This is a genomic window from Curtobacterium sp. MCPF17_050 (assembly GCF_003224435.2).
In the GTDB taxonomy this organism is placed as follows: Bacteria; Actinomycetota; Actinomycetes; order Actinomycetales; family Microbacteriaceae; genus Curtobacterium.
Window position 1 is genome coordinate 1,990,182 of sequence record NZ_CP126250.1, and the last position, 20,577, is coordinate 2,010,758.

The 20,577-nt window shown below is 71.7% G+C and carries 17 protein-coding genes; 4 read left to right on the plus strand and 13 right to left on the minus strand.

Translation table 11 applies throughout. From position 1 onward, the window contains the following. Window positions 1-6 precede the first annotated feature (6 nt). Together DEJ34_RS09410 and glgB are read left to right on the plus strand one after the other, a co-directional pair. Complete coding sequence (locus DEJ34_RS09410) at window positions 7-2,007, plus strand: alpha-1,4-glucan--maltose-1-phosphate maltosyltransferase (protein ID WP_110890922.1); 2,001 nt, start codon at window positions 7-9, stop codon at window positions 2,005-2,007. Beyond that, on the plus strand, window positions 2,004-4,505 hold the full coding sequence (glgB, locus tag DEJ34_RS09415) for a 1,4-alpha-glucan branching protein GlgB (protein WP_258367550.1): 2,502 nt from the start codon (window positions 2,004-2,006) through the stop codon (window positions 4,503-4,505). The genes DEJ34_RS09410 and glgB overlap by 4 nt, the downstream gene beginning before the upstream one ends. 86 nt (window positions 4,506-4,591) lie before the next feature. Here glgB and DEJ34_RS09420 read toward each other — a convergent pair whose 3' ends face one another. Next, window positions 4,592-5,587, minus strand: coding sequence for a tetratricopeptide repeat protein (locus DEJ34_RS09420; protein WP_110911911.1), 996 nt, complete (start codon window positions 5,585-5,587; stop codon window positions 4,592-4,594). Further along, complete coding sequence (locus tag DEJ34_RS09425; protein WP_110825182.1) at window positions 5,584-7,326, minus strand: DUF8094 domain-containing protein; 1,743 nt, start codon at window positions 7,324-7,326, stop codon at window positions 5,584-5,586. The genes DEJ34_RS09420 and DEJ34_RS09425 overlap by 4 nt, the downstream gene beginning before the upstream one ends. A 186-nt stretch (window positions 7,327-7,512) precedes the next feature. On the opposite strand from DEJ34_RS09425, the gene DEJ34_RS09430 reads away from it, so the two are divergent. Next, entirely contained in the window at window positions 7,513-9,378 is a 1,866-nt protein-coding gene (locus tag DEJ34_RS09430; RefSeq protein WP_181422289.1) for a coiled-coil domain-containing protein, read from the plus strand. Window positions 9,379-9,407: 29 nt separating this feature from the next. Here the strand turns inward: DEJ34_RS09430 and DEJ34_RS09435 are convergent, their stop codons facing one another. The 10 genes from DEJ34_RS09435 to DEJ34_RS09480 all read right to left on the minus strand — a co-directional run bounded on the left by DEJ34_RS09435 (window position 9,408) and on the right by DEJ34_RS09480 (window position 18,209). Next, entirely contained in the window at window positions 9,408-10,187 is a 780-nt protein-coding gene (locus DEJ34_RS09435) for an alpha/beta hydrolase (protein ID WP_110911910.1), read from the minus strand. Further along, window positions 10,184-10,489 (minus strand): Rv1322 family protein, encoded by a 306-nt coding sequence (locus tag DEJ34_RS09440; RefSeq protein WP_502864063.1) that lies wholly within the window; start codon window positions 10,487-10,489, stop codon window positions 10,184-10,186. Before DEJ34_RS09440 ends, DEJ34_RS09435 begins: the two co-directional genes overlap by 4 nt. A gap of 12 nt (window positions 10,490-10,501) precedes the next feature. Continuing rightward, window positions 10,502-11,134, minus strand: coding sequence for an aggregation-promoting factor C-terminal-like domain-containing protein (locus DEJ34_RS09445; RefSeq protein ID WP_502864379.1), 633 nt, complete (start codon window positions 11,132-11,134; stop codon window positions 10,502-10,504). 445 nt (window positions 11,135-11,579) lie between these two features. After that, complete coding sequence (locus tag DEJ34_RS09450; RefSeq protein WP_110825185.1) at window positions 11,580-12,128, minus strand: DivIVA domain-containing protein; 549 nt, start codon at window positions 12,126-12,128, stop codon at window positions 11,580-11,582. 81 nt (window positions 12,129-12,209) lie between these two features. Continuing rightward, on the minus strand, window positions 12,210-13,151 hold the full coding sequence (locus DEJ34_RS09455; RefSeq protein WP_110825186.1) for a phosphatidate cytidylyltransferase: 942 nt from the start codon (window positions 13,149-13,151) through the stop codon (window positions 12,210-12,212). A 50-nt stretch (window positions 13,152-13,201) separates the two neighbouring features. Continuing rightward, window positions 13,202-13,756, minus strand: a complete 555-nt coding sequence (gene frr / locus DEJ34_RS09460) for a ribosome recycling factor (RefSeq protein ID WP_110825187.1) — start codon at window positions 13,754-13,756, stop codon at window positions 13,202-13,204. A 54-nt stretch (window positions 13,757-13,810) separates the two neighbouring features. Beyond that, window positions 13,811-14,530, minus strand: coding sequence for a UMP kinase (gene pyrH, locus DEJ34_RS09465; protein ID WP_110825188.1), 720 nt, complete (start codon window positions 14,528-14,530; stop codon window positions 13,811-13,813). 106 nt (window positions 14,531-14,636) lie between these two features. Beyond that, the gene (tsf, locus tag DEJ34_RS09470) at window positions 14,637-15,464 is read right to left on the minus strand and encodes a translation elongation factor Ts (protein ID WP_110825189.1); all 828 of its coding nucleotides are present in this window, start codon (window positions 15,462-15,464) and stop codon (window positions 14,637-14,639) included. A gap of 90 nt (window positions 15,465-15,554) precedes the next feature. Further along, the gene (rpsB, locus tag DEJ34_RS09475; RefSeq protein ID WP_110825190.1) at window positions 15,555-16,481 is read right to left on the minus strand and encodes a 30S ribosomal protein S2; all 927 of its coding nucleotides are present in this window, start codon (window positions 16,479-16,481) and stop codon (window positions 15,555-15,557) included. 285 nt (window positions 16,482-16,766) lie between these two features. Continuing rightward, the gene (locus DEJ34_RS09480) at window positions 16,767-18,209 is read right to left on the minus strand and encodes a sugar porter family MFS transporter (RefSeq protein WP_258368400.1); all 1,443 of its coding nucleotides are present in this window, start codon (window positions 18,207-18,209) and stop codon (window positions 16,767-16,769) included. Window positions 18,210-18,688: 479 nt separating this feature from the next. Between DEJ34_RS09480 and DEJ34_RS09485 the strand changes: the two genes are divergently transcribed. Then, window positions 18,689-19,540 (plus strand): murein hydrolase activator EnvC family protein, encoded by an 852-nt coding sequence (locus DEJ34_RS09485; RefSeq protein ID WP_258369047.1) that lies wholly within the window; start codon window positions 18,689-18,691, stop codon window positions 19,538-19,540. Here the strand turns inward: DEJ34_RS09485 and DEJ34_RS09490 are convergent. Beyond that, complete coding sequence (locus DEJ34_RS09490; RefSeq protein ID WP_110901486.1) at window positions 19,477-20,454, minus strand: tyrosine recombinase XerC; 978 nt, start codon at window positions 20,452-20,454, stop codon at window positions 19,477-19,479. The genes DEJ34_RS09485 and DEJ34_RS09490 overlap by 64 nt on opposite strands. Window positions 20,455-20,577 lie beyond the last annotated feature (123 nt).

The following is a 20,577-nucleotide window of genomic DNA, read 5'->3' on the forward strand; positions in this document are numbered from 1 at the left end:
TGCTCCGTGGCCTCCGTAGACCGACCCCGGCGTCCGAAGATCGGGCGCATCCCGATCACCGAACTCGCCCCGACGACGCCGAACGGCTTCCCGGGCAAGGGCTTCGACGGGGAGGTGATCACGTTCGGCGCGACCGTCTTCCGAGAGGGACACGGTGTCATCGGCGCCGACCTCGTCCTCGTCCGGCCCGACGGCGCGACACGCACCGTCCCGCTGACCCTCGTCGCACCCGGGACCGACCGGTACGAAGCGACCGTGCAGGTCGAGGGCGTCGGCGTCTGGGAGTGGCACATCGAGTCCTACGCCGACGACTGGGCGAGCTGGGTGCACGGCGCACGGCTGAAGATCGCCGCCGGCGTCGACACCGACGCGACCCTGCTCGACGGCGCCGCGCTCCTCGAGCGACTCGCCGCCGAGACCGACTCGACCACGGCCGCCCGCGCAGCGGCCCGCCTGCAGGACGAGGACCTCGACCCGGCCGAGCGCCTCGCCGCCGTGGACGACCCCCGTGTCGTCGCCGAGCTCGCCGAGTCGCCGCTCACCTCGCTCCGGACGCGCTCCGCGACGCAGCTGCTCGACGTCGAGCGCACCCGCGCCGGAGTCGGTGCCTGGTACGAGTTCTTCCCCCGCAGCGAGGGCGCCAAGCGCAACCCGGACGGCTCGTGGAAGAGCGGTGACTTCCGCACCGCGGCACGTCGCCTGCCCGCCGTCGCCCGGATGGGCTTCGACGTCGTCTACCTGCCGCCGATCCACCCGATCGGCACGACGGCCCGCAAGGGACCGAACAACACCCTGACCGCCGGCCCCGACGACCCCGGCAGCCCCTGGGCCATCGGTGGCCCCGAGGGCGGCCACGACGCCATCCACCCCGACCTCGGCACCGAGGACGACTTCCGGGACTTCGTCGAGACGGCGAAGAACACCGGGATGGAGGTCGCGCTCGACTTCGCCCTGCAGTGCTCCCCCGACCACCCCTGGGTCACCGAGCACCCGGAGTGGTTCACGGTCCGCGCCGACGGGTCGATCGCCACGGCCGAGAACCCGCCGAAGCGCTACCAGGACATCTACCCCATCCAGTTCGACACCGACCCCGAGGGCCTGGTCGCCGAGGTCCTGCGGGTCCTGCGGCACTGGATCGCGTTCGGTGTCCGGATCTTCCGCGTCGACAACCCGCACACCAAGCCGCTCTGGTTCTGGGAGCGGGTCATCCGCGAGGTCCGCGACGAGCACCCCGACATCGTCTTCCTCGCCGAGGCGTTCACCCGCCCGGCGATGATGCGGGCGCTCGCCGAGACCGGGTTCCAGCAGTCGTACTCGTACTTCACGTGGCGGAACACGAAGGAGGAGATCGAGACCTACTTCGACGAGCTGTCCCACGAGACGAGCGCCTACCTGCGCCCGAACCTCTTCGTGAACACGCCGGACATCCTCACCGAGTTCCTGCAGTACGGCGGTCGCGCCGGGTACAAGGTGCGTGCCGCCCTCGCCGCCACCGGCGCCCCGACCTGGGGCATGTACTCCGGGTACGAGCTCTTCGAGGACGTCGCCCGGCCGGGTTCCGAGGAGAACATCGACAACGAGAAGTACGAGTACAAGCCGCGTGACTTCGCGCTCGCCGAGGCCGAGGGCGCGAGCCTGGCCCCGTACGTGACGATGCTCAACCGCCTCCGGTCGGCGCACCCCGCGCTCCGCCAGCTCCGGAACACCACGATCCACTCCGCCGAGGACGACGCGATCGTCGTGTACTCGAAGCACCTGCCCGGGCAGTACAACCGATCGGGCCGTGACGACACCGTCATCGTCGTGGCGAACGTCGACCCGCACTCCTCGCGGGAGACCACCGTGCACCTCGACCTCACCGCCCTCGGGCTCGAGCCCGGCACCCTGTTCGACGTCCGCGACGTCGTCACCGGTGCCCGCTGGACCTGGGGCTCCGCCAACTACGTGCGCCTGGATGCCTTCCAGGAGCCCGTGCACCTGCTCGTCGTGGAAGGACCGCACCGATGACCGACCCGAACACCACACCCGAGCAGAAGCCGTCCACGTCGGCCCCCGCGGCGGGCACGCCCGGCACCGGCCCCGGCCTGCCCCCGGTCCCGCCGCCGCCGCCCGCGCTCCCCCGTCGGTCGGAGCAGCCCCGGACCGAGCGCGTCGAGCCGAACACCTCGGCACCCGGCGAGGACCTGCCCGGCGCGCCCGCCGCGCAGCCCGAGTCGCCCTCCCGGGACGTCCCGGAGTCGGCGACGCTCGCCGGCGGGCTGACCAGCGACGCGCCTGTCGCTCCGGAGGCGACCCCCGCCTCCCGGACGGAGGTCCCGCCGCAGACCACGACGGCGTCCGCGACGGCCACCGAGCCGGTCCCCGCACCGGTCGACGAGTGGATCCGCCAGCAGGTCGCCGAAGGCCGTTGGTCGCAGCCGCACGACGTCCTCGGCCCGCACCCGGTCGAGGGCGGGACGAGCGTCCGCGTCGTCCGCCACCTGGCCACGGCGGTCCGGATCGTCCGTCCGGACGGCGACGACGTCGAGCTCCGACACGAGGGCGAGGGCGTGTGGGCCGGTGCCACCACCGGCGAGCTCGGCCGCTACCGCGTCGAGGCGGACTACGAAGACGACGCCACCTGGACCACCGACGACGCGTACCGGTTCGCCCCGACGCTCGGCGAGCTCGACCTGCACCTGTTCGGCGAGGGCCGCGACGAGCAGCTCTGGCACCACCTCGGCGCACACGTGCAGACCGTCGACGACGTCGAGGGCGTCGCCTTCGCCGTCTGGGCGCCCCGCGCCACCGCCGTCCGTGTGATCGGCGACTTCGAGGGGTGGGAGGGCCGCACGACCGCGATGCGCCGTCTCAACGACCTCGGCGTCTGGGAACTGTTCTGGCCCGGCGCCCTCGAGGGCCAGCGGTACAAGTTCCAGATCCTCACCGACAGCGGTTGGGTGGAGCGGGCGGACCCGTTCGCCCGCCGCACCGAGGTCCCGCCGCTCACCGCGTCCGTCATCACGAGCGCCCACCACACCTGGTCCGAGGGCGACGACCGGTGGATGGCCGAGCGTGCCGCGTCGACGACCCACGACCGGCCGATGAGCATCTACGAGGTGCACCTCGGCTCGTGGCGCCCCGGCCTGAGCTACCGCGAGGTCGCGGACGACCTCATCGGGCACGTCCAGTACACCGGCTTCACCCACGTGGAGTTCCTGCCCCTCGCCGAGCATCCGTTCGGCGGCTCGTGGGGCTACCAGGTCACCGGGTACTACTCGCCGACCGCGCGCTTCGGCTCCCCCGACGACCTCCGCTACCTCATCGACCGGCTGCACTCGGCCGGCATCGGCGTCATCATGGACTGGGTCCCCGGGCACTTCCCGAAGGACGAGTGGGCGCTGGCGAAGTTCGACGGCTACGCACTGTTCGAGCACCCGGACCCCCGTCGCGGCGAGCAGCTCGACTGGGGCACCTACGTGTTCGACTTCGGGCAGCCGCAGGTGCGGAACTTCCTCGTCGCGAACGCGCTGTACTGGCTGGAGGAGTTCCACATCGACGGCCTCCGCGTCGACGCCGTGGCCTCGATGCTGTACCTCGACTACTCCCGCACCGAGTGGCTGCCGAACATCCACGGCGGCCGCGAGAACCTCGAGGCGATCACACTCCTGCAGGAGACGAACGCCACCGCGTACAAGCGCTACCCCGGCATCGTGATGATCGCCGAGGAGTCGACCTCGTGGCCCGGCGTCACGCAGCCGACGAGCGCAGGCGGGCTCGGGTTCGGCCAGAAGTGGAACATGGGCTGGATGCACGACACGCTCCAGTACGTCGAGCGCGACCCCGCGTACCGCTCCTACCACCACGACGAGATCACGTTCTCGTTCGTCTACGCGTTCAGCGAGCAGTTCACGCTGCCGATCAGCCACGACGAGGTCGTGCACGGCAAGGGCTCGCTCTACGGCAAGATGCCCGGAGACGAGTGGCAGAAGCTCGCGAACGTCCGTGCCTACCTGGCGTTCATGTGGGCGCACCCGGGCAAGCAGCTGCTGTTCATGGGACAGGAGTTCGCGCAGCCCAGCGAGTGGAGCGAGGCGAACGGTCTCGACTGGTGGCTCCTCGACGACCCGGGACACCGCGGTGTCCAGGACCTGGTCGCCGAGCTGAACCGTGTCTACAAGGAGAACCCGGCGTTCTGGACGCACGACGCCACGCAGGACGGCTTCGAGTGGCTCGAGGGCGGCGACGCACCGCACTCCACGCTCGGTTTCCTCCGCAAGGCCGGTGACGAGCGCATCGCCGTGTTCGTCAACTTCTCGGGCGTCCCCGTCGAGCACCGCTTCGGTCTGCCGACCGCGGGGACGTGGAACGAGGTGCTGAACACCGACGCGTCGGCCTACGGCGGCTCCGGTGTCGGCAACCTCGGCGCCGTGCAGGCCGAGGACGTCCCGTGGGCCGGCCGGCCCGCCTCGGCGAACCTCGTGGTGCCGCCGCTCGGCGCGGTCTGGCTGCGCCTGGCGGAGTAGCGCACCGACGCGACGACGGACGGGAGGCCCGGTACCAGCTGGTACCGGGCCTCCCGTCCGTCGTGGGGCCGCTCCGCGGCGGCTGCTCAGTAGAGGGCGTTGGCGAGCCGGCGTCGCGCCGCGACGACGCGCGGGTCCTCGGAGCCGATGAGCTCGAAGTACTCGACCAGACGGACCCGGAGTGCCTCGCGGTCCTCGCCGAAAACGGTGGGCACGAGGTCGAGCAGGCGTCCGAAGGCGTCCTCGACGTGCCCGCCGCTGATGTCGAGGTCGGCGACCGCGAGCTGTGCGGCGACGTCGCGCTGGTCGGCTCCCGCGGCGGCGCGGATCTCGTCCGCGGTCCGTCCGGACAGCCGGTCGAGGAGCGACACCTGCGCCAGCCCGGCGACGGCCATCTGGTCGTGCGGGTCCTGCAGGATCGCGGTCCGGTACTCCGCGATCGCGGCGGCGTAGTCCCCGCGCTCGATCGCGTCGTACGCGGCCTGGTGGTGCGGGGGCAGCGGCTCGGGCTCCGGCTCACCCTGCTCGGCGCCCTCGGGCACGTCCGCAGCGCCGTCGACCTGCACGCGGCCCGCGACGCCGTTCTGCTCGGCGGCCTGGAGCACCTGCTCGAAGACGTCGCGGACCTCGGCCTCCGGCAGTGCACCGACGAACAGTCCGAGCGGACGTCCACCGATGACCGCGGCCACCGTGGGGATCGACTGCGCCTGGAAGGCCTGCACGAGCTGCGGGTTCGTGTCGGCATCGACCTTGGCGAGCACGAAACGGCCGGCGTACTCCTCGGTCAGACGTTCGAGCACCGGGGAGAGCTGCTTGCACGGCCCGCACCACTCGGCCCAGATGTCCACGATGACCGGGACGACCGTCGACAGCTGCACGACGTCCTGGAAGCTCTGGTCCGTGACGTCCATGACCAGCGACGGGACGCTCAGGACGCCGTCGGGCTGTCCCGCACCGGTCGGCGCGGGCGTACCGGCACCGGTGGTCGCGGGGGCGGTCTGCGGCCGCTGTGCGCGGTCGACGAGGGACGAGAGGTCGACCGCTCCGCGCAGGCTGGACGGGGTCGGGGGGACGTTGGTCATTGCACCTCACTAGCTGCGATCAGGCCCTGGGTGAACCCGAGGAGTTCTATCTTGTCGTCCGAGCCCACCGGGGGCACGGAGAAGAGCAGCTGGACGCCGTACGTCGCCCGCACGCCCTTCGTGCTCGAGTCGACGCCCGACAGCGCCTTCACGGCGCCCTCGGTGTTGACCTTCGCCCCGGTGGCCGTCGGCGTGACCTCCTCGACCTCGTCGAGGTCCACGGAGACGAGCGCACCCGCGGTGTTCGTGGCGAGTGCCAGCGGGGTGTCGTCCGGGATCTCCGAGGAGAACGCGATCTCGGCCGTGTCGTCCAGCGACTTCGCCTTCTCGTCCTTGTAGGACTTGCCGATCCGGGTGCGGAGGTCGTCGCCGTCACCCGCGAACAGGTCCGCGGAGGGGCTCTCGGCGTCCTTGGACAGGATGTCCGCGTAGGCCGCCGCCACCTCGTCCGGAGCGAGCGCGAGGAGCTTCGAGTCCGGGGCGAGCTGCGCGGCACCGATCGCGGTGGGGGCCAGCGAGGGCAGCTGCGCATCCGCCTCGAGCGAGACGGCGTACTCCACCTTGTAGTCGGAACGGGCGTCCTGCTGCACGAGCGTCAACGCCTGCGGGGCGGTCTGCTCGTCGGAGCAGTCCGCGGCGACGACTGCGAAGACCGTCCGCGGCCAGGAGTCCGTCTGCTGCGGGAGCGCCACGCAGACGTCGTCCGCCGCGATCGCCGGCAGCGGCTTCGCCTCTGCATCGGCGTCCCGGATCGCGTAGTTGGCCTTCCGGAGCTCCAGGGCCGGTCCGGCGAACCGGGTACCGGCGAGGTCGGCGTCCTTGTCCGCGTCCGCCTGCTCGGCGACGTCGGCGACGCGGGAGACGATCCGCGAGATCTGCTGCTTCGTGGCGGCCGTGGCCGGGGCAGGTGCGGCACCGCCGGTCGCCGTGGCGGTCGGTGTGGGCGTCGCGCCCGCGTCGCCGCCCTGGGGCCAGTACTCGGATGAACAACCGCTCAGCACGAGCGCACCGGCGACGAGCACCGGCACGGCCACGAAGGACCGACGACCGCGTCGGCTCCGTGCCGGGACCTGTGCGCCGGCAGCGGCGGCACGACGGGAGGCACGGACACGCGGCGGTCGTCCGCCCCCGCTCCGACGACGCGGACCACGGGACCGACGCTGGTGCAGGAACGCCCAGACCAGCAGGACGACCCCACCGAGGACGAACAACCCGCCGACGGTCAGGAGCGGACCGACGGACGGTGTCGCGGTGTCGCGGGGCCACGTGACGGAGACGTCCGACGGGGCCGGCGCCGACCCGTCGGAGGCGACCACGAGGGACACGTCCGCGGGCAGCCGCACGGTGAACTGCCGGGCGTCGTCGTACTCCTGGTACCAGAGGTCGCTGCCCCGCGGGTCCGGCACCTCCGTCGCGGTCCCGGTGGTGCGCGCCGTGAGCTTGCCCGCTGCGGCGTCGTAGCGCAGGGTCGTGTGTGCGGCGTCGCCGACCCAGGCGTCGACGTCCGACGTCCTGCCGTAGGCCGCGAACACCTTCCCCGTGCCGGAGACGCTGATGCGCTGGTAGCCGGGGTTGGCGTTGAGCACGCTCCCCGGGATCACGGTCACCGGGGCGGACGTCGTACCGCTGGTCGCGGCGACGATCGAGGACGGGGGCGCGAACACCGTGCGCTGCCCGACGCCGAGACCGACGAGGAGCACCCCGATGACGAAACTGACGATCGCCAGGACGAACCGCACGGACTCTCTCCCTCCGCGCCGGGGTGGGGTGGACGGCGCGCGAAACAACGGTCCAGGGTACCCAGGACAGCTGTGAGGCGCATCCCCCGGGCCTGGTCCACGCCTCCAGGGGCCGACCTGGACGCACCACTACACTCGGGGTCCGGACCGCACGGGGTGGTCCGGGACGACCGCAGGGAGCGACGCGTGGCGAACGACGAGGCAGAGTTCGGGACCGAACTGCGGGGGTACCGCAAGGACGAGGTCGACCGTGCTCTGAACGACCTCCGCCGCGAGCTCATCAAGTCGAACACGGACCGGGCCGAGGCGGCGAAGGAGATCCGCCTGCTGCAGTCCCGCGTCTCCGACCTGCAGGGCGAACTGGACGAGGCCGGCACGCCGACGTACAGCGGCCTCGGTACCCGCCTGGAGTCGACGCTCCGCGTGGCCGAGGAACAGTCGACGCGGCTCATCAGCCAGGCCGACATCGACGCCCAGCGGCTCCGTGCCACCAGCCGGACCGAAGCGGAGCGCGTCCTGCGCGAAGCACGCGACGAGGCGCACGACACGCTCGAGGACGCGCGGACCCGGGCGACGAACGAGCTCTCCCGCGCCCGGGCCGAGTCGGCCGACACGGTGGAGCGGGCGCGTGCCGAAGCCGGGATCCTCGTGCAGGACGCCCGGAACGAGGCCGCCGCCGTCCGCGGGGCCGCCGTGACCGAAGCAGCCGAGGTGCGGTCGGTCGCGATCCGCGAGACGAACGCGCTCCGCGCCCAGGTCGAGCACGAGGTCGCCGAACTCCGTGAGGTCGCGCAGCGGGAGTCGGCAGCCGCCCGCCGTGCCGCCGCCGACCTCGAGCGCGAGACGGAGCACCGTCGCAGCGTCTTCGAAGCCGACCAGACCCGCCGACTCGAGGACCTCGACCGCGAGGAGAGCACCCGCCGCGAAGCCCTCGACCGCACCCTCACCGAGGCGCGCACGGCCTGGGAGCGCGAACACGGCGCAGCCCGACAGGCCCTGGACCTCGAGGTCGAGAGCGCGCGCGCGGAGCTCGCCGCCGAGGTCGACCGCCGCCGCGCTGAACTCGCAGCCGAGGTCGACGACCGCCGCCGACAGCTCGACGAGGACCTCGCCGCCGCCCGGGCCACGTGGGAACGCGAACTCGCCGGGGCGCGGACCGCGCTCGAGCAGGAGATCGAGGCCGCGCACGCGCAGCTCCGTGTCGACACCGAGCAGACCGCCGCCGAGAACGCCCGCCGCGTCCAGGAGACCACGGAACGGATCGAGCGCGAGACGGCCGACCACCTCGACCGCATCCAGCGGGAGCGCGAGGCCGCCGAAGCCGCAGCGGAGCGGGCTGCACGGGAGCACGAGAACGAACTCGCCGCACGGCGGGAGCGCGAGCACGCCGAGGTCGACACCGAGATCGCCGATCGACGGAGCGCCGAGCTCGACGCCCTGTTCGCCGAGCGGACCGCCCTGCGACAGGAGATCGACACGGCACGCGCCGCCCTCGCGCAGGAGCGCGACGAAGCCCGGGCGACCGTCGAACGCGAACGGGAGGACGCTCGGGCCGCCCTCGAGACGGAGTTGGCCGCTCGACGGGACGACGCCGAGCAGGAGTACCTGGAACGCCACCGCGCCACCGTGACCGAGACGCAGAAGTACCTCGACGAGGCGAACCTGCAGCTCGCCGAGGCGATGCGTCGCGCCGCCGCCGCCCGGGAGATCGCCGACCGCCTCGAGCGGGAGGCCGCCGACGTCGCACGACAGCAGGAGTCCGACGCCCGGGAACGAGCCGCGGACCTCGTCCGCGACGCCCAGGAACGTGCGCACCGACTCGTGGCCGACGCCGAGGAGCGGACGGCGCTCCTGCTGGCCGAGGCCGAGGACCGTCTCGGCGCCATCCGCACCGAGCGGGAGGCCGTGGCCGGCTACCTGGAGAACCTGCGGGGCGTGCTCACGCACGCGGCAGGCGTCATCGAGGAGCAGGGCGCCGCTCGTCCCGCCACGGTCGGCGCGGACGACGCGGACCAGTCCCGGCTCGAGACGGACGGCGACGCGGCTCGCTGACCGGTCGCCCGGGGCCGGCGCTGGTCGGGCTAGGCCTGCGTCGGCCAGTGCGTGGGCAGCGGAGCGCTACCCGGCACGACGAGGTCCGCGACGGCGTCGAGGACGACCCGCACGTACTTCTCCCCCACCCACAGGTGCTTCGCGCCGGCGACGGGCACGACCCGGACGTCCGGTGCGACGGCGAACCGGCGGACCGCATCGTCCGGCACGAGGAAGTCGTCGTGCTCGGGGACGAGGGCGACCACCGGCACGCCCACGCCCGACCACAGGGCGAGCTCCTCGTCGGTGGTCCGGTGCAGCGGTGGCGACAGCAGGACGACCCCGGCGACGTTCCCGGCCTCGACGTGCTCGAGGGCGTGCTTCAGGATGACCTCCGTCCCGAAGGACCACCCGACGAGCCACGGCGTCGGCAGGCCCCGCGCGACGACCTCGTCGACGGCGGCCCGGAGGTCGAAGCCCTCGGACACCCCGTCGCCGAAGACACCCTCGGACGTCCCGCGCGGTGAGGTGACGGAGCGGAAGTTGAACCGCAGGACGGCCAGGTCGGCCAGCGCCGGAAGCCGGGCCGCGGCCTTCTTCAGCACGTGCGAGTCCATGAAGCCCTGCGCGGTGGGCAGCGGGTGCAACGTGACGAGTGTCCCCCGTGCCGGTCGGTCGAGCGGCTCGGCCAACTCCCCCACCAGCGTCAGGTGGTCGTCGGTGACGAGCTCCACGTCCGTCCGCCGAGCGGGCAGCACGGTGCCGGAACGGATCTCCTCGCCGGGCGCGACCGGCTCGCGGGTGTGTCCCTCGGGGTGTCCGGTCGTCATGCGATGCTCCAGCAGTGGTGGTGCCAGTGACGGCGCGCAGCGAGGTCGGCGGCGTCGCCGAGCACCCCGTCCGCACGCCACACGACGACGTGCGCGATTCCGGGTTCGATCGTCAGGCCGCAGCCCGGACAGAGGTACTCCTTCTGCGCCGATGCTGCCGAGATCGGTTGCACCGACCACTCGCGGCCACGACGGACTTCGGTCCGGCGCCAGCCGCCCGTCAGTCGCTCGAGTCCGGCGCCCACAGGGACGTCATCGTGGCCACGACCACGCGGGCGACGCGGCCGGTTGCTCCGCGGCACCGCGATCGCCGATCAGTACCAGTTGTACGAGACGCTGTGCGCCCAGGCGCCGCAGGGCGTGCCGTAGACACCGGTGATGTAGTTGAGTCCCCAGGTGATCTGCGTGGCGGGGTTCGTCTGCCAGTCGGCACCGGCGGAGGCCATCTTGCTGCCCGGGAGGGACTGCGGGATGCCGTACGCACCGCTCGGGTTGTAGGCGTTCACCCGCCAGCCGGACTCCTTGTTCCAGAGCGAGACCAGGCAGCTGTACTGGTCGTTGCCCCACCCGCGGGCGGCGACCATCTGCTGCGCGATGGCCTGGGCGCTACCAGGGTCCGGCGTCGCTGCGGTGGCGGCCAGGGGCGTGCTCGCGGCGGGCTGCGCTGCGGTGGCGTCGTCCTCGGTCGACGCGGTGTCGCTCGACGCACTGTCGGTCCCCGCGGGCGTGGCGGTCGGAGTCGGCGTGGGAGTCGGCTTCGGCGCGGGCTTGACGACGTCGAACCCGTCGCGGGCCGCGTCGAAGTCCCCGTACGTGCCGTGCGCCGAGAACTGCTGGGGCGTCGAGATCGGAGCCGGGGCGAGCACGGGCGCGGCCGTGGCGGCGTCGGTCTGCATCGGGTTGAACAGCGATCCGCCGACGAAGGCCGACACGGCGAGGAACGACATCGCCGGGATCGTCGAACGCTGCCGCACGAACCCGTTGAAGGACCGCGGGGTCGACGGCTTCGACGGCGCGACGGACCGCGCGCGGGACCGGCGGACGATCCGGGCGGCGGGAGCGGTCACGACAGCTGCGGCCCGCGTGGCCTCGGCGTCGGAGACGCGGTTCGCTGCGACGGACACCGGCGCGATGACGGGAGCGACGGGCTGCTCCTGCTGGGCCGGGGTGGGACGGACGACCGAGGTCTCCGCCGTGCGCGTTCGGTTCTTCGCCGCTCGTCGCTCGCTGACGATCGCGTGATCGTGCAGCTCGCGGTTCGCGCGGTCGGATCGAGTGTCTGCCGTGTGCCTGCCCATGAGTCCGACCAGGATAACGGAACGATCACGGAAAGCGAAGCACCTGGGGACGGCGATTCGGCAGGCGCCGATGCGGCCCGCTGCGCCGGTCCCCTCAGCGCACGGCGAGCATGACCTCGACGACGGCGTCGAGGAGGGCGTCGACCTGGGCTTCGCGGTACCCGCCGTGCTTCGGACGGAACACGATCGACCGGACCTCGGTCAGGCTCAGCGGCTTGCCGTCCTTGAAGTAGCCGTGCAGCCGGCGCGAGAACGCGTCGACGTCCTTCGGGTGGTAGCCGGTCGTCAGGACGCTCACGCGCTGGAACCGCTGCCCGTCGGGTCGGCCGAGTCGTGCGACCACGTCGGACGCCTTGCTCCGAGCCTCCGCGTACCAGGCCTTCTGGCCCACGTCGGCGATCTCCCGCTCACGCTCACGTGCGGCGAACGCGTCCTCGAGTCGTTCCAGCGCGGCGTCGACGTGTTGCGTCGAGTAGCCGCCCTTCTTCATCGAGAAGGCGGTCGCGCGGATCTTCGCCGCCTCGATCCCGGGGGCGCTGTCGTTCGCGGTGTAGGCACGCCGAGCGTCCTCGAGGAAACGCTCGACCTCGTCGGCGTCGTAGCCGAGGACCGAGCGGGGGGCAGTCGGGAACGTCGAAGGCACGGCGCCATTGTGCCAGGCCTGTGTCGGAGCACTTCCTGGACGCGCGGGGACAGCGTGCGCGGAGCCCCGTCCGGGGTGTGGTCAGCGCACGATGACGAGGTACATCAGGTACGCGATGGCCGCCGACGGCAGGATGCTGTCGATCCGGTCGAGCAGCCCGCCGTGGCCCGGCAGGAACGAAGAGATGTCCTTGATCCCGAGGTCGCGCTTGATCATCGACTCGGTGAGGTCCCCGAGCGTGGCCGATCCGGAGATGAGCACCCCGAGGATGATCCCGGTCCACCAGGGCAGTCCGAGCATCAGCCACGTGACGAGGATGCCGACGAGGATGCTCGCCGCGACCGATCCCCCGAAGCCCTCCCACGTCTTCTTCGGGCTGATGCGCGGCGCCATCGGGTGCTTGCCGAGGTTGATGCCCGTCGCGTACGCCCCGGTGTCCACCGCGACGACCACGAGGATGAACGCGATCACCCAGCGTTCGCCGTGGTCCTGCGCGGACAGGAGCACCACGCAGGCACCGAGCAGCGTCACGTACGCCTGGACGAACAACCCGTTCGTGAGGTCGCGGACGACGTTCTGCGCCGACGGCTTCGTGCGGGCGAAGGCGACCTCCACGAGGCGCCACACCGAGATGACGACGACGCCGCCGAGCAGCGTCGACAGCGCCCAGTCCTGCCCGCCGAGGAAGGCGGCCGGGACGGTCGCGACCGCGACCGCGACGCTCGGGATCCTCGGGACGTCACGACCCGCGAACCGCATCGCGCTCGCGAGCTCGTAGACGCCGACGCCGAGCAGGAACGCGGCGACGAGCATGAACACCGGTTTGAAGACCAGGAGCGACGCGAGCATGACCACCGCGAACGCGAGTGCGATCGCGATCGCCGCCGGCAGGTTCCGCCCGGTGCGGGCGGTCAGTGCTTCGTTGCGCACACCGAATTCGGCACGACGTTGCCGGATCTGCGCCTCGAAGTCGCTCCGGGCCGCCCTCGCCCGCGCGTCGAAGTCCTGTCGGAACCCCGTCATGCGGCGGTCATCTGATGTGGGGCGGTCGTCGCCCTGGTCCGGACGGCGCATCAGACCTCGAGGAGTTCGGCTTCCTTCTTCTTCAGCGCCTCGTCGATCTGGTCGACGTGCTTCTTCGTCAGCGCGTCGAGCTCCTTGTCGCTGCGGGCGATGTCGTCGTCGGACACCTCGCCCTTCAGCGCGTCGAGGTCGTCCTTGGCCTTGCGGCGGATGTTGCGGAGGACGACCTTGTGGTCCTCGCCCTTCCCCTTGACGATCTTCACGAACTCCTTGCGGCGCTCGGCCGAGAGCTCGGGGATCGTCACGCGGACGATCTCGCCGTCGTTCGTCGGGCTGGCCCCGAGGTTCGGGAAGGTCGCGATCGCACGCTCGATCTCCTTGAGCGCCGACTTGTCGTACGGCGTCACGATGAGGGTGCGGGCCTCCGGCGTCTGGAGGGACGCGAGCTGCGCGAGCGGGGTCGGCGAACCGTAGTACTCGACCGGGATCTTCTGGAAGAGCGCGGCGTTGATGCGGCCGGTGCGGACGGTGGCGAAGTCGTCCCTCGCGACGTCGACGGCCTTCGCCATCTTCTCGGTCGCCTCGGTCATGACGTCACTGATCACGGTGGTTCTCCTTCGGTACGGGTCGAGTCTAGTCAGTCGGCGGTCGGGACCCGGTCAGTTGCTGACGACGGTCCCGATGCGCTCGCCCTGGATCGCGGCGCGGACGTTGCCCTCGCCCTCCATGCCGAACACGTGCATCGGCATGCCGTTGTCCATGCAGAGCGAGAACGCGGTGGCGTCGACGACCTTGAGGCCCTTGAGGAGTGCGTCCTGGTAGGTGACGTGGTGCAGCTTCTCGGCGGTCGGGTCCTTCTTCGGGTCGGCGGAGTACACGCCGTCGACGCCGTTCTTGGCGACGAGCACCTCGTCCGCACCGATCTCGAGCGCACGCTGCGCGGCGACGGTGTCGGTCGAGAAGTAGGGCAGGCCGGCGCCCGCACCGAAGATGACGACGCGGCCCTTCTCGAGGTGCCGCTCGGCGCGACGCGGGATGTACTGCTCGGCGACCTGGGTCATGCTGATCGCCGACTGCACACGGGTGGCGGCGCCGGCCTGCTCGAGGAAGTCCTGGAGGGCGAGGGCGTTCATGACGGTACCGAGCATGCCCATGTAGTCCGCGCGGCCCCGGTCCATGCCGCGCTGCGACAGCTCGGCACCGCGGAAGAAGTTCCCCCCACCGACGACCACGGCCACCTCGACCTCGCGAGCGGCGTTCGCGATCTCCTTCGCGATGGAGCTGATGACGTCGGGGTTCACGCCCAGGGAACCGGCGCCGAACGCCTCTCCCGAGAGCTTCAGCAGGACCCGTCGGCGTCCGGTCTTCTCGTCGGTCATGTGTCAAGCACCCTTCGTCGTGGTCTCGTGGAAATGTACTCGGTGCGCCGGGGCGCACGACAACGGGGCCAGGAACCGGTTGGTTCCTGGCCCCGTCATGGGTTCGTTACGCGCCGACCTTGACGCGGGCGAAGCCCTGGATCGTGATGCCGGCGTTCTCGGCGGCCTTCGCGACGGAGATCTTGTTGTCCTTCGCGTAGTCCTGGTCGAGGAGCGAGATGCCCTTGATGAAGGCGTTGACGCGACCCTCGACGATCTTCGGGAGGGCGGCCTCGGGCTTGCCCTCCTCGCGCGTGATCGCCTCGACGGTGGCGCGCTCCTTCTCGATCGCGTCAGCCGGGACCTCGTCGCGCGTGAGGTACGACGGGTTCGCGAACGCGACGTGCTGCGCGATGGAACGGGCCTCGGCGGCGTTGTCACCCTCGTAGGCGACGACGACGGCGATCTGCGGCGGCAGGTCCTGGCTCGTCTTGTGCAGGTAGATCTCGAAGGCCGAGCCCTCGACACGGCGGACCGTGCGGACCTCGAGCTTCTCGCCGAGCGCCGCTGCGCTCTCGTTGACGACCTCGAGGACGGTCTTGCCGTCGAGCGGGGCCGCGTTCGCCGAGGCGACGTCGGTGGCACCGGCAGCGGCGACCGCACCGAGCACCTTGTCGGCGAGGGTCGTGAACTTCTCGTTCTTCGCGACGAAGTCGGTCTCGCTGGCGAGCTCGACGACGGTGGCGGCACCGTTGTCGGCCGATGCGACGACGACGCCTTCCGAGGTCGCACGGTCGTCGCGCTTGGCGACGGCCTTCGCGCCCTTGATGCGGAGCAGTTCGACGGCCTTGTCGTAGTCGCCGTCAGCCTCGACGAGGGCGTTCTTGGCGTCCATCATGCCGGCGCCGAGGTCCTCGCGGAGCTTCTTCACGTCAGCAGCGGTGAAGTTTGCCATTGCCTGGAGTCCTTTCTGGACTGTGCGTGTGTGGAGAGTGGGGAGCGGAGCAGGGGCGCCGGACCGGTGACGGTCCGGCGCCCCGGGTGCTCACTCGGCGGGGGTGGTCTCCGCAGCGGCGGCGGCCTCGGCCGTCGGCTCGGCGTTCTTGTCGGCGTCGGCGATCGGCTCGCCGATCTCCTTCGCGGCGACCTGAGCGTCAGCGTCGTTCTCGGCGACGGTCGCACCCTCGGGGGCGGCGTCGGCGGCCGGCGTCGCGCTGTCGCCACCGAGGAGCTCCTGCTCCCACTCGGCGAGCGGCTCGGCGGCCGCGTCGTCGTCGCCACCGTTGTGGCGGGTCTTCAGACCCTCGGCCGCGGCGTCGGCGACGATGCGGGTGAGGAGGCCGACGGAGCGGATCGCGTCGTCGTTGCCCGGGATCGGGTAGGTGATCTCGTCCGGGTCGCAGTTGGTGTCGAGGATGCCGATGATCGGGATCCCGAGCTTCTGCGCCTCGTCGACGGCGAGGTGCTCCTTCTTGGTGTCGACGATCCAGAGCGCGCTCGGGGTCCGCGTGAGGTTGCGGATACCACCGAGGGTCTTGTGGAGCTTGTCCAGCTCGCGCTTCTTGATGAGGAGCTCCTTCTTGGTGAAGCCCTTCGTCGTGTCGTCGAAGTCGATCTCCTCGAGCTCCTTCATGCGCGCGAGGCGCTTGGAGACCGTCTGGAAGTTCGTGAGCAGACCGCCGAGCCAACGCTGGTTGACGTACGGCTGGCCGACGCGGGTCGCCTGCTCGGCGATGGAGCCCTGCGCCTGCTTCTTGGTGCCCACGAAGAGGATCGTGCCACCGTGCGCGACCGTCTCCTTGACGAAGTCGTACGCACGGTCGATGAAGGCCAGCGACTGCTGCAGGTCGATGATGTGGATGCCCGAGCGCTCGGCGAGGATGAAGCGCTTCACCTTCGGGTTCCACCGACGGGTCTGGTGTCCGAAGTGGACGCCGCTGTCGAGCAGCTGGCGGATGGTGACGACGGCCATGCCGTCCCTCCTTGTTCTCGGCGCACGGGACGGAGCCCGTGCACACGGTTGCGGTTGTGTCGGTCACGACCGGTGGTCGTGGCCCCTGGTGCCCAGCCCCGTGACCGCCCGCTCGTGAGAGCAGGACCGATGGCCGCGGGACGTGCCGGAGGCCGGCACTGGTGGACACGCGAAGTCAGCGCGACCAGCGCGCTGCTGGATAGATGCTAACAGAGGAAGGAGGCCCGGATCACGCGACCGGCAGGGTCACGCGATCCGGGCCTCCCGGCTGGGTGGGCGGCAGCGTCAGGCCTTGGCGCTGACCGTGTCGCCCTCGGCCGAGATGCCCATCTCCTCGAGGGAGCGGCCCTTGGTCTCGGGGATCTTCGCGATGACGAAGAACAGCGACAGCAGCGCGAAGAGCGCGTAGATGCCGTAGGTGACCGTCAGGTTGAAGCCGGACAGCACCGGGAACGAGATCGTGACGATGAAGTTCGCGATCCAGTTCGCCGCCGAGCCGATGCCGAGCGCGGTGGCGCGGATGCGGTTCGGGAACATCTCGCCGAGCAGCACCCACATGAGCGGGCCCCAGGTCGCACCGAAGGAGACGACGAACAGGTTGGCGAAGACGAGGGCGATGACGCCCCAGGCGCCGGGCAGCGAGGGCTCACCGTCGACGATGCGGGCCTGCGAGAACGCGATGGCGACCATCGTCAGCGAGACGAACATGCCCGCGGAACCGGCGACGAGCAGCGGCTTCCGGCCGACCTTGTCGACGAGGAAGATCGCGATGAACGTGACCAGGACGTTCACGACCGAAGTGATGGTCGAGATGAGGAACGAGTCGCTCTCCTTGAAGCCGACGGCCTGCCACAGCGTTGTCGAGTAGTAGAAGATCACGTTGATGCCGACGAACTGCTGCAGGACGGCGAGGATGATGCCGACCCAGACGATGGGCTGCAGGCCGAAGCGGTTGCCGCGGATGGAACCCTTCTTCTCGTTCGCTTCCTTCTGGATGCCGTCCTGGATCTCCTCCAGGCTCGTGTTCACGGTGTCACGGGCCACGATCTTGCCCATGACCTCACGCGCGTCGTCCTCGCGGCCCTTGGTGAGCAGGTACCGGGGCGACTCCGGCAGCGTGATCGCGAGGATGCCGTAGACGATCGACGGGACGACGCCGACCAGGAACATCCAGCGCCAAGCCGGCAGGCCGAAGACGTCCGCCGACGCGCTGCCCGCCGTGACCGCGAAGAACTGGTCGGAGAGCAGGGCGGCGAAGATGCCGAGCGTGATCGCGAGCTGCTGGAAGGACGCGAGGCGCCCACGGATCGCCTTCGGGGAGACCTCGGAGATGTACGCAGGTGCGATGACCGATGCGGTGCCGATGCCGAGTCCGCCGACGAGGCGCCAGATGACGAAGTCCCACGTGGCGAAGGCGAACCCCGACCCGATCGAGGACACGAAGAACAGCACCGCGGCCCAGAACATGATCCGGGTACGACCGAACCGGTCCGCGAGGCGTCCCGCGAAGTACGCGCCGAACGCACACCCGATGAGCGCGGAGGCGACCGCGAACCCGCTGGCGCCGTCGGAGAGGTCGAACTCCCCCTTGATCGCGTCGACCGCCCCGTTGATGACGGACGAGTCGAAGCCGAAGAGGAAGCCACCGACCGCCGCCGCGACGGCGAACAGCGTGACCTTCCCCTTGAACGCACGGTCCTCGCCGTGCTCGGTGGTCCTGGTCGACACGATGCTCCTGGGTTCCCGCCGCCGTGCCGGGTGGTGCACGGTGCCCCGGCGGTCGGCTGGATCGCCGTCCGAGCGGCGTTGCGGTGTCCGGAGCGGCCCCGACAGTACCCCTTCGCGGGTTGTTGAGCACATCGGGCGCCGTGCGGCGGCCGCTCCTCCACCGGCCGGGAGGCCCGGGGCTCCGTCCACAGGAGGGCTCCGGTCCGCCTCGGGGCCGGGTCGGGACGGCGAGCCTGGGTGGCATGACGAGCGCGACGAGGAGCGGACGGGGAAGCGTGGTGCCGGGCGTGGCGGGGCGGCGTGCCGAGCGGGGGCCGGCACCGGGTCGGTGGCGGGGTCCGTGGCGGGGTGCGCGGTGTCCGTGGCGGGCTGAGTGGCGGGCTGGGTGGCCACGGGTCCCGGCGTCCGCGGCGACTGCGACCGCGATGAGGACTCGGAGGGCGCTGCCGGGCGTCCTGCGGGTGGGGCTGGCTGCATCCGTGGCCGTGGCCGTGGTCGGCCTGGTCGGACCGGTGGGTCGGGTCGGTGTGGCCGACCTCGCCGCCCCGGGTCGTGCCGCCGGGATGGTCGACGGGCCCGGGGAGCGGGGGTGGGCGGCGGCATTCCACGGCGTCGGCGCGGGCGGCCAGATCGGCGCGGGTGGCGCGGGTGGCGCGGGTGGCGCGGTCGGCGCGGGCGGCCAGATCGACGCGGGAGGCGCGGGTGGCGCGGTCGGCACGGGTGGCGCGGGTGGCGCGGGTGGCGCGGTCGGCCAGATGGGCCAGACCGGTCTCGTCGAGCGAGCACCTGCGCCCGCCCCGTCCGGCGCTCACCGGCCCACGGTAGGACGAGCCCGGTGGTCCTGGCCGACGGCACGTCACGTCGTCCAGCGGCCGTGGAAACCCCCGGCGACCGAGTACGGGCCCGGGCACCGTGGTCTGGACGTCGCCGCGGCCCCGGGCACGACCGTGTCGGCCCCCGACGCGGGGACCGTCACGTTCGCCGGCCCGGTCGGAGGTCGACCGGTCGTGACCATCGACCACGGAGACGGGCTCGTGAGCACCCTCGACCCCGTGCGACCGGTCGTCCGGACGGGCGACCGTGTCGACCGTGGGGCGCCGGTCGGGGTCGTCGCGTCGGGGCACTGTCCTGCCGTGACGCCGTGCCTGCACCTCGGCGCTCGGGTCGACGGCAGCTACGTCGATCCGCTCCCGTTGCTGCCGGCACCGGCCTGGCCGGTCCTGCTGCCGGAGGACGCGCTGACCGCCGGCGTCGGAGCGGGCACGGGTCAGGCGCGGGGGTGCGCCGTCCGGTACACCTCGCGCAACCGAGCGGACGAGACGTGCGTGTAGATCTGCGTCGTGCCGAGGCTGGCGTGCCCGAGCATCTCCTGCACGGCACGGAGGTCCGCTCCCCCGTCCAACAGGTGCGTCGCCGCCGTGTGCCGGAAGGTGTGCGGGCCGCTCGGCCCGTCCCCCGGCAGCGCTTCGAGCAGTCTCGCCACGATCCGGTAGGCGCTCCTGGTGCCGAGTCGCGCTCCGCGGTCGCCGAGGAACAGGGCGGTGTCCGCAGCGGACGTCCGAGCGGGCGGTGCGCCGGTCGACGGAGCACCGGCGGCGGCGAGCGCCGGTCGGCCGCGCTCCAGCCAGTCCTCGAGCGCGTCCCGCGCCGGCACCCCGAACGGCACGACGCGTTCCTTCCCGCCCTTGCCGAGCACCCGGACCGTCAGGCGCTCCCGGTCGAGGTCCGTCAGGTCCAGTCCGACGAGTTCGCTCACCCGGATGCCGGCGGCGTAGAGCAGCTCGACCACGGCGAGGTCGCGCAGGGCGGCGGGGTCGTCACCGACCGCGCGGGCGCTCAATCCGTCGAGCATCTCCCGCACCTGGTCCTGTGCGACCACGCGCGGCAGGTGCGCGGCACCCTTCGGCGCGCGCAGCCGCACGCCGGGGTCGACCGGCAGCACGCCGGACTCGCTCGCCCACCGGGTGAAGGCGCGCACCGACGCGCTCCGACGGGCGATCGTCGAGCGAGCGAGACCGCGCTCGTTCGCCGTCCACAACCAGTCGCGCAGGAGCTCGAGCGTGATGCCGTCGGTCCGGTCGATCCCCCGCCCGGACGCGAACGCCGTGAGGTCGTCGAGGTCCGCGCGGTACGCCCGCACGGTCTGCTCACTGAGGCCGCGCCCGTGTCGGCCGTGCTCGAGGAACGCCGACACGGCCCGGTCGAGCCGGTCACTCCCGCGGTGGTGTCCCTCGTCGTCGTGCACCTCGTCAGGGTACGGCCGGCATCGAGCACGCTCCCGTCACCCCGCCGGGTGCGCGGCCCGTCCCCCACCCGCGACCTGCGCAGGACGACGGCGGTCCCGGTCCCGCTCCGGACGTCGCGCTGG

Coding starts and splice junctions, on each gene's coding strand:
- glgB (WP_258367550.1), top strand. CDS start 2,004: ATGACCGACCCGAACACCACACCCGAGCAGAAGCCGTCCACGTCGGCC.
- DEJ34_RS09420 (WP_110911911.1), bottom strand. CDS start 5,587: ATGACCAACGTCCCCCCGACCCCGTCCAGCCTGCGCGGAGCGGTCGAC.
- DEJ34_RS09435 (WP_110911910.1), bottom strand. CDS start 10,187: ATGACGACCGGACACCCCGAGGGACACACCCGCGAGCCGGTCGCGCCC.
- DEJ34_RS09445 (WP_502864379.1), bottom strand. CDS start 11,134: ATGTCGTTCCTCGCCGTGTCGGCCTTCGTCGGCGGATCGCTGTTCAAC.
- DEJ34_RS09455 (WP_110825186.1), bottom strand. CDS start 13,151: ATGACGGGGTTCCGACAGGACTTCGACGCGCGGGCGAGGGCGGCCCGG.
- pyrH (WP_110825188.1), bottom strand. CDS start 14,530: ATGACCGACGAGAAGACCGGACGCCGACGGGTCCTGCTGAAGCTCTCG.
- tsf (WP_110825189.1), bottom strand. CDS start 15,464: ATGGCAAACTTCACCGCTGCTGACGTGAAGAAGCTCCGCGAGGACCTC.
- rpsB (WP_110825190.1), bottom strand. CDS start 16,481: ATGGCCGTCGTCACCATCCGCCAGCTGCTCGACAGCGGCGTCCACTTC.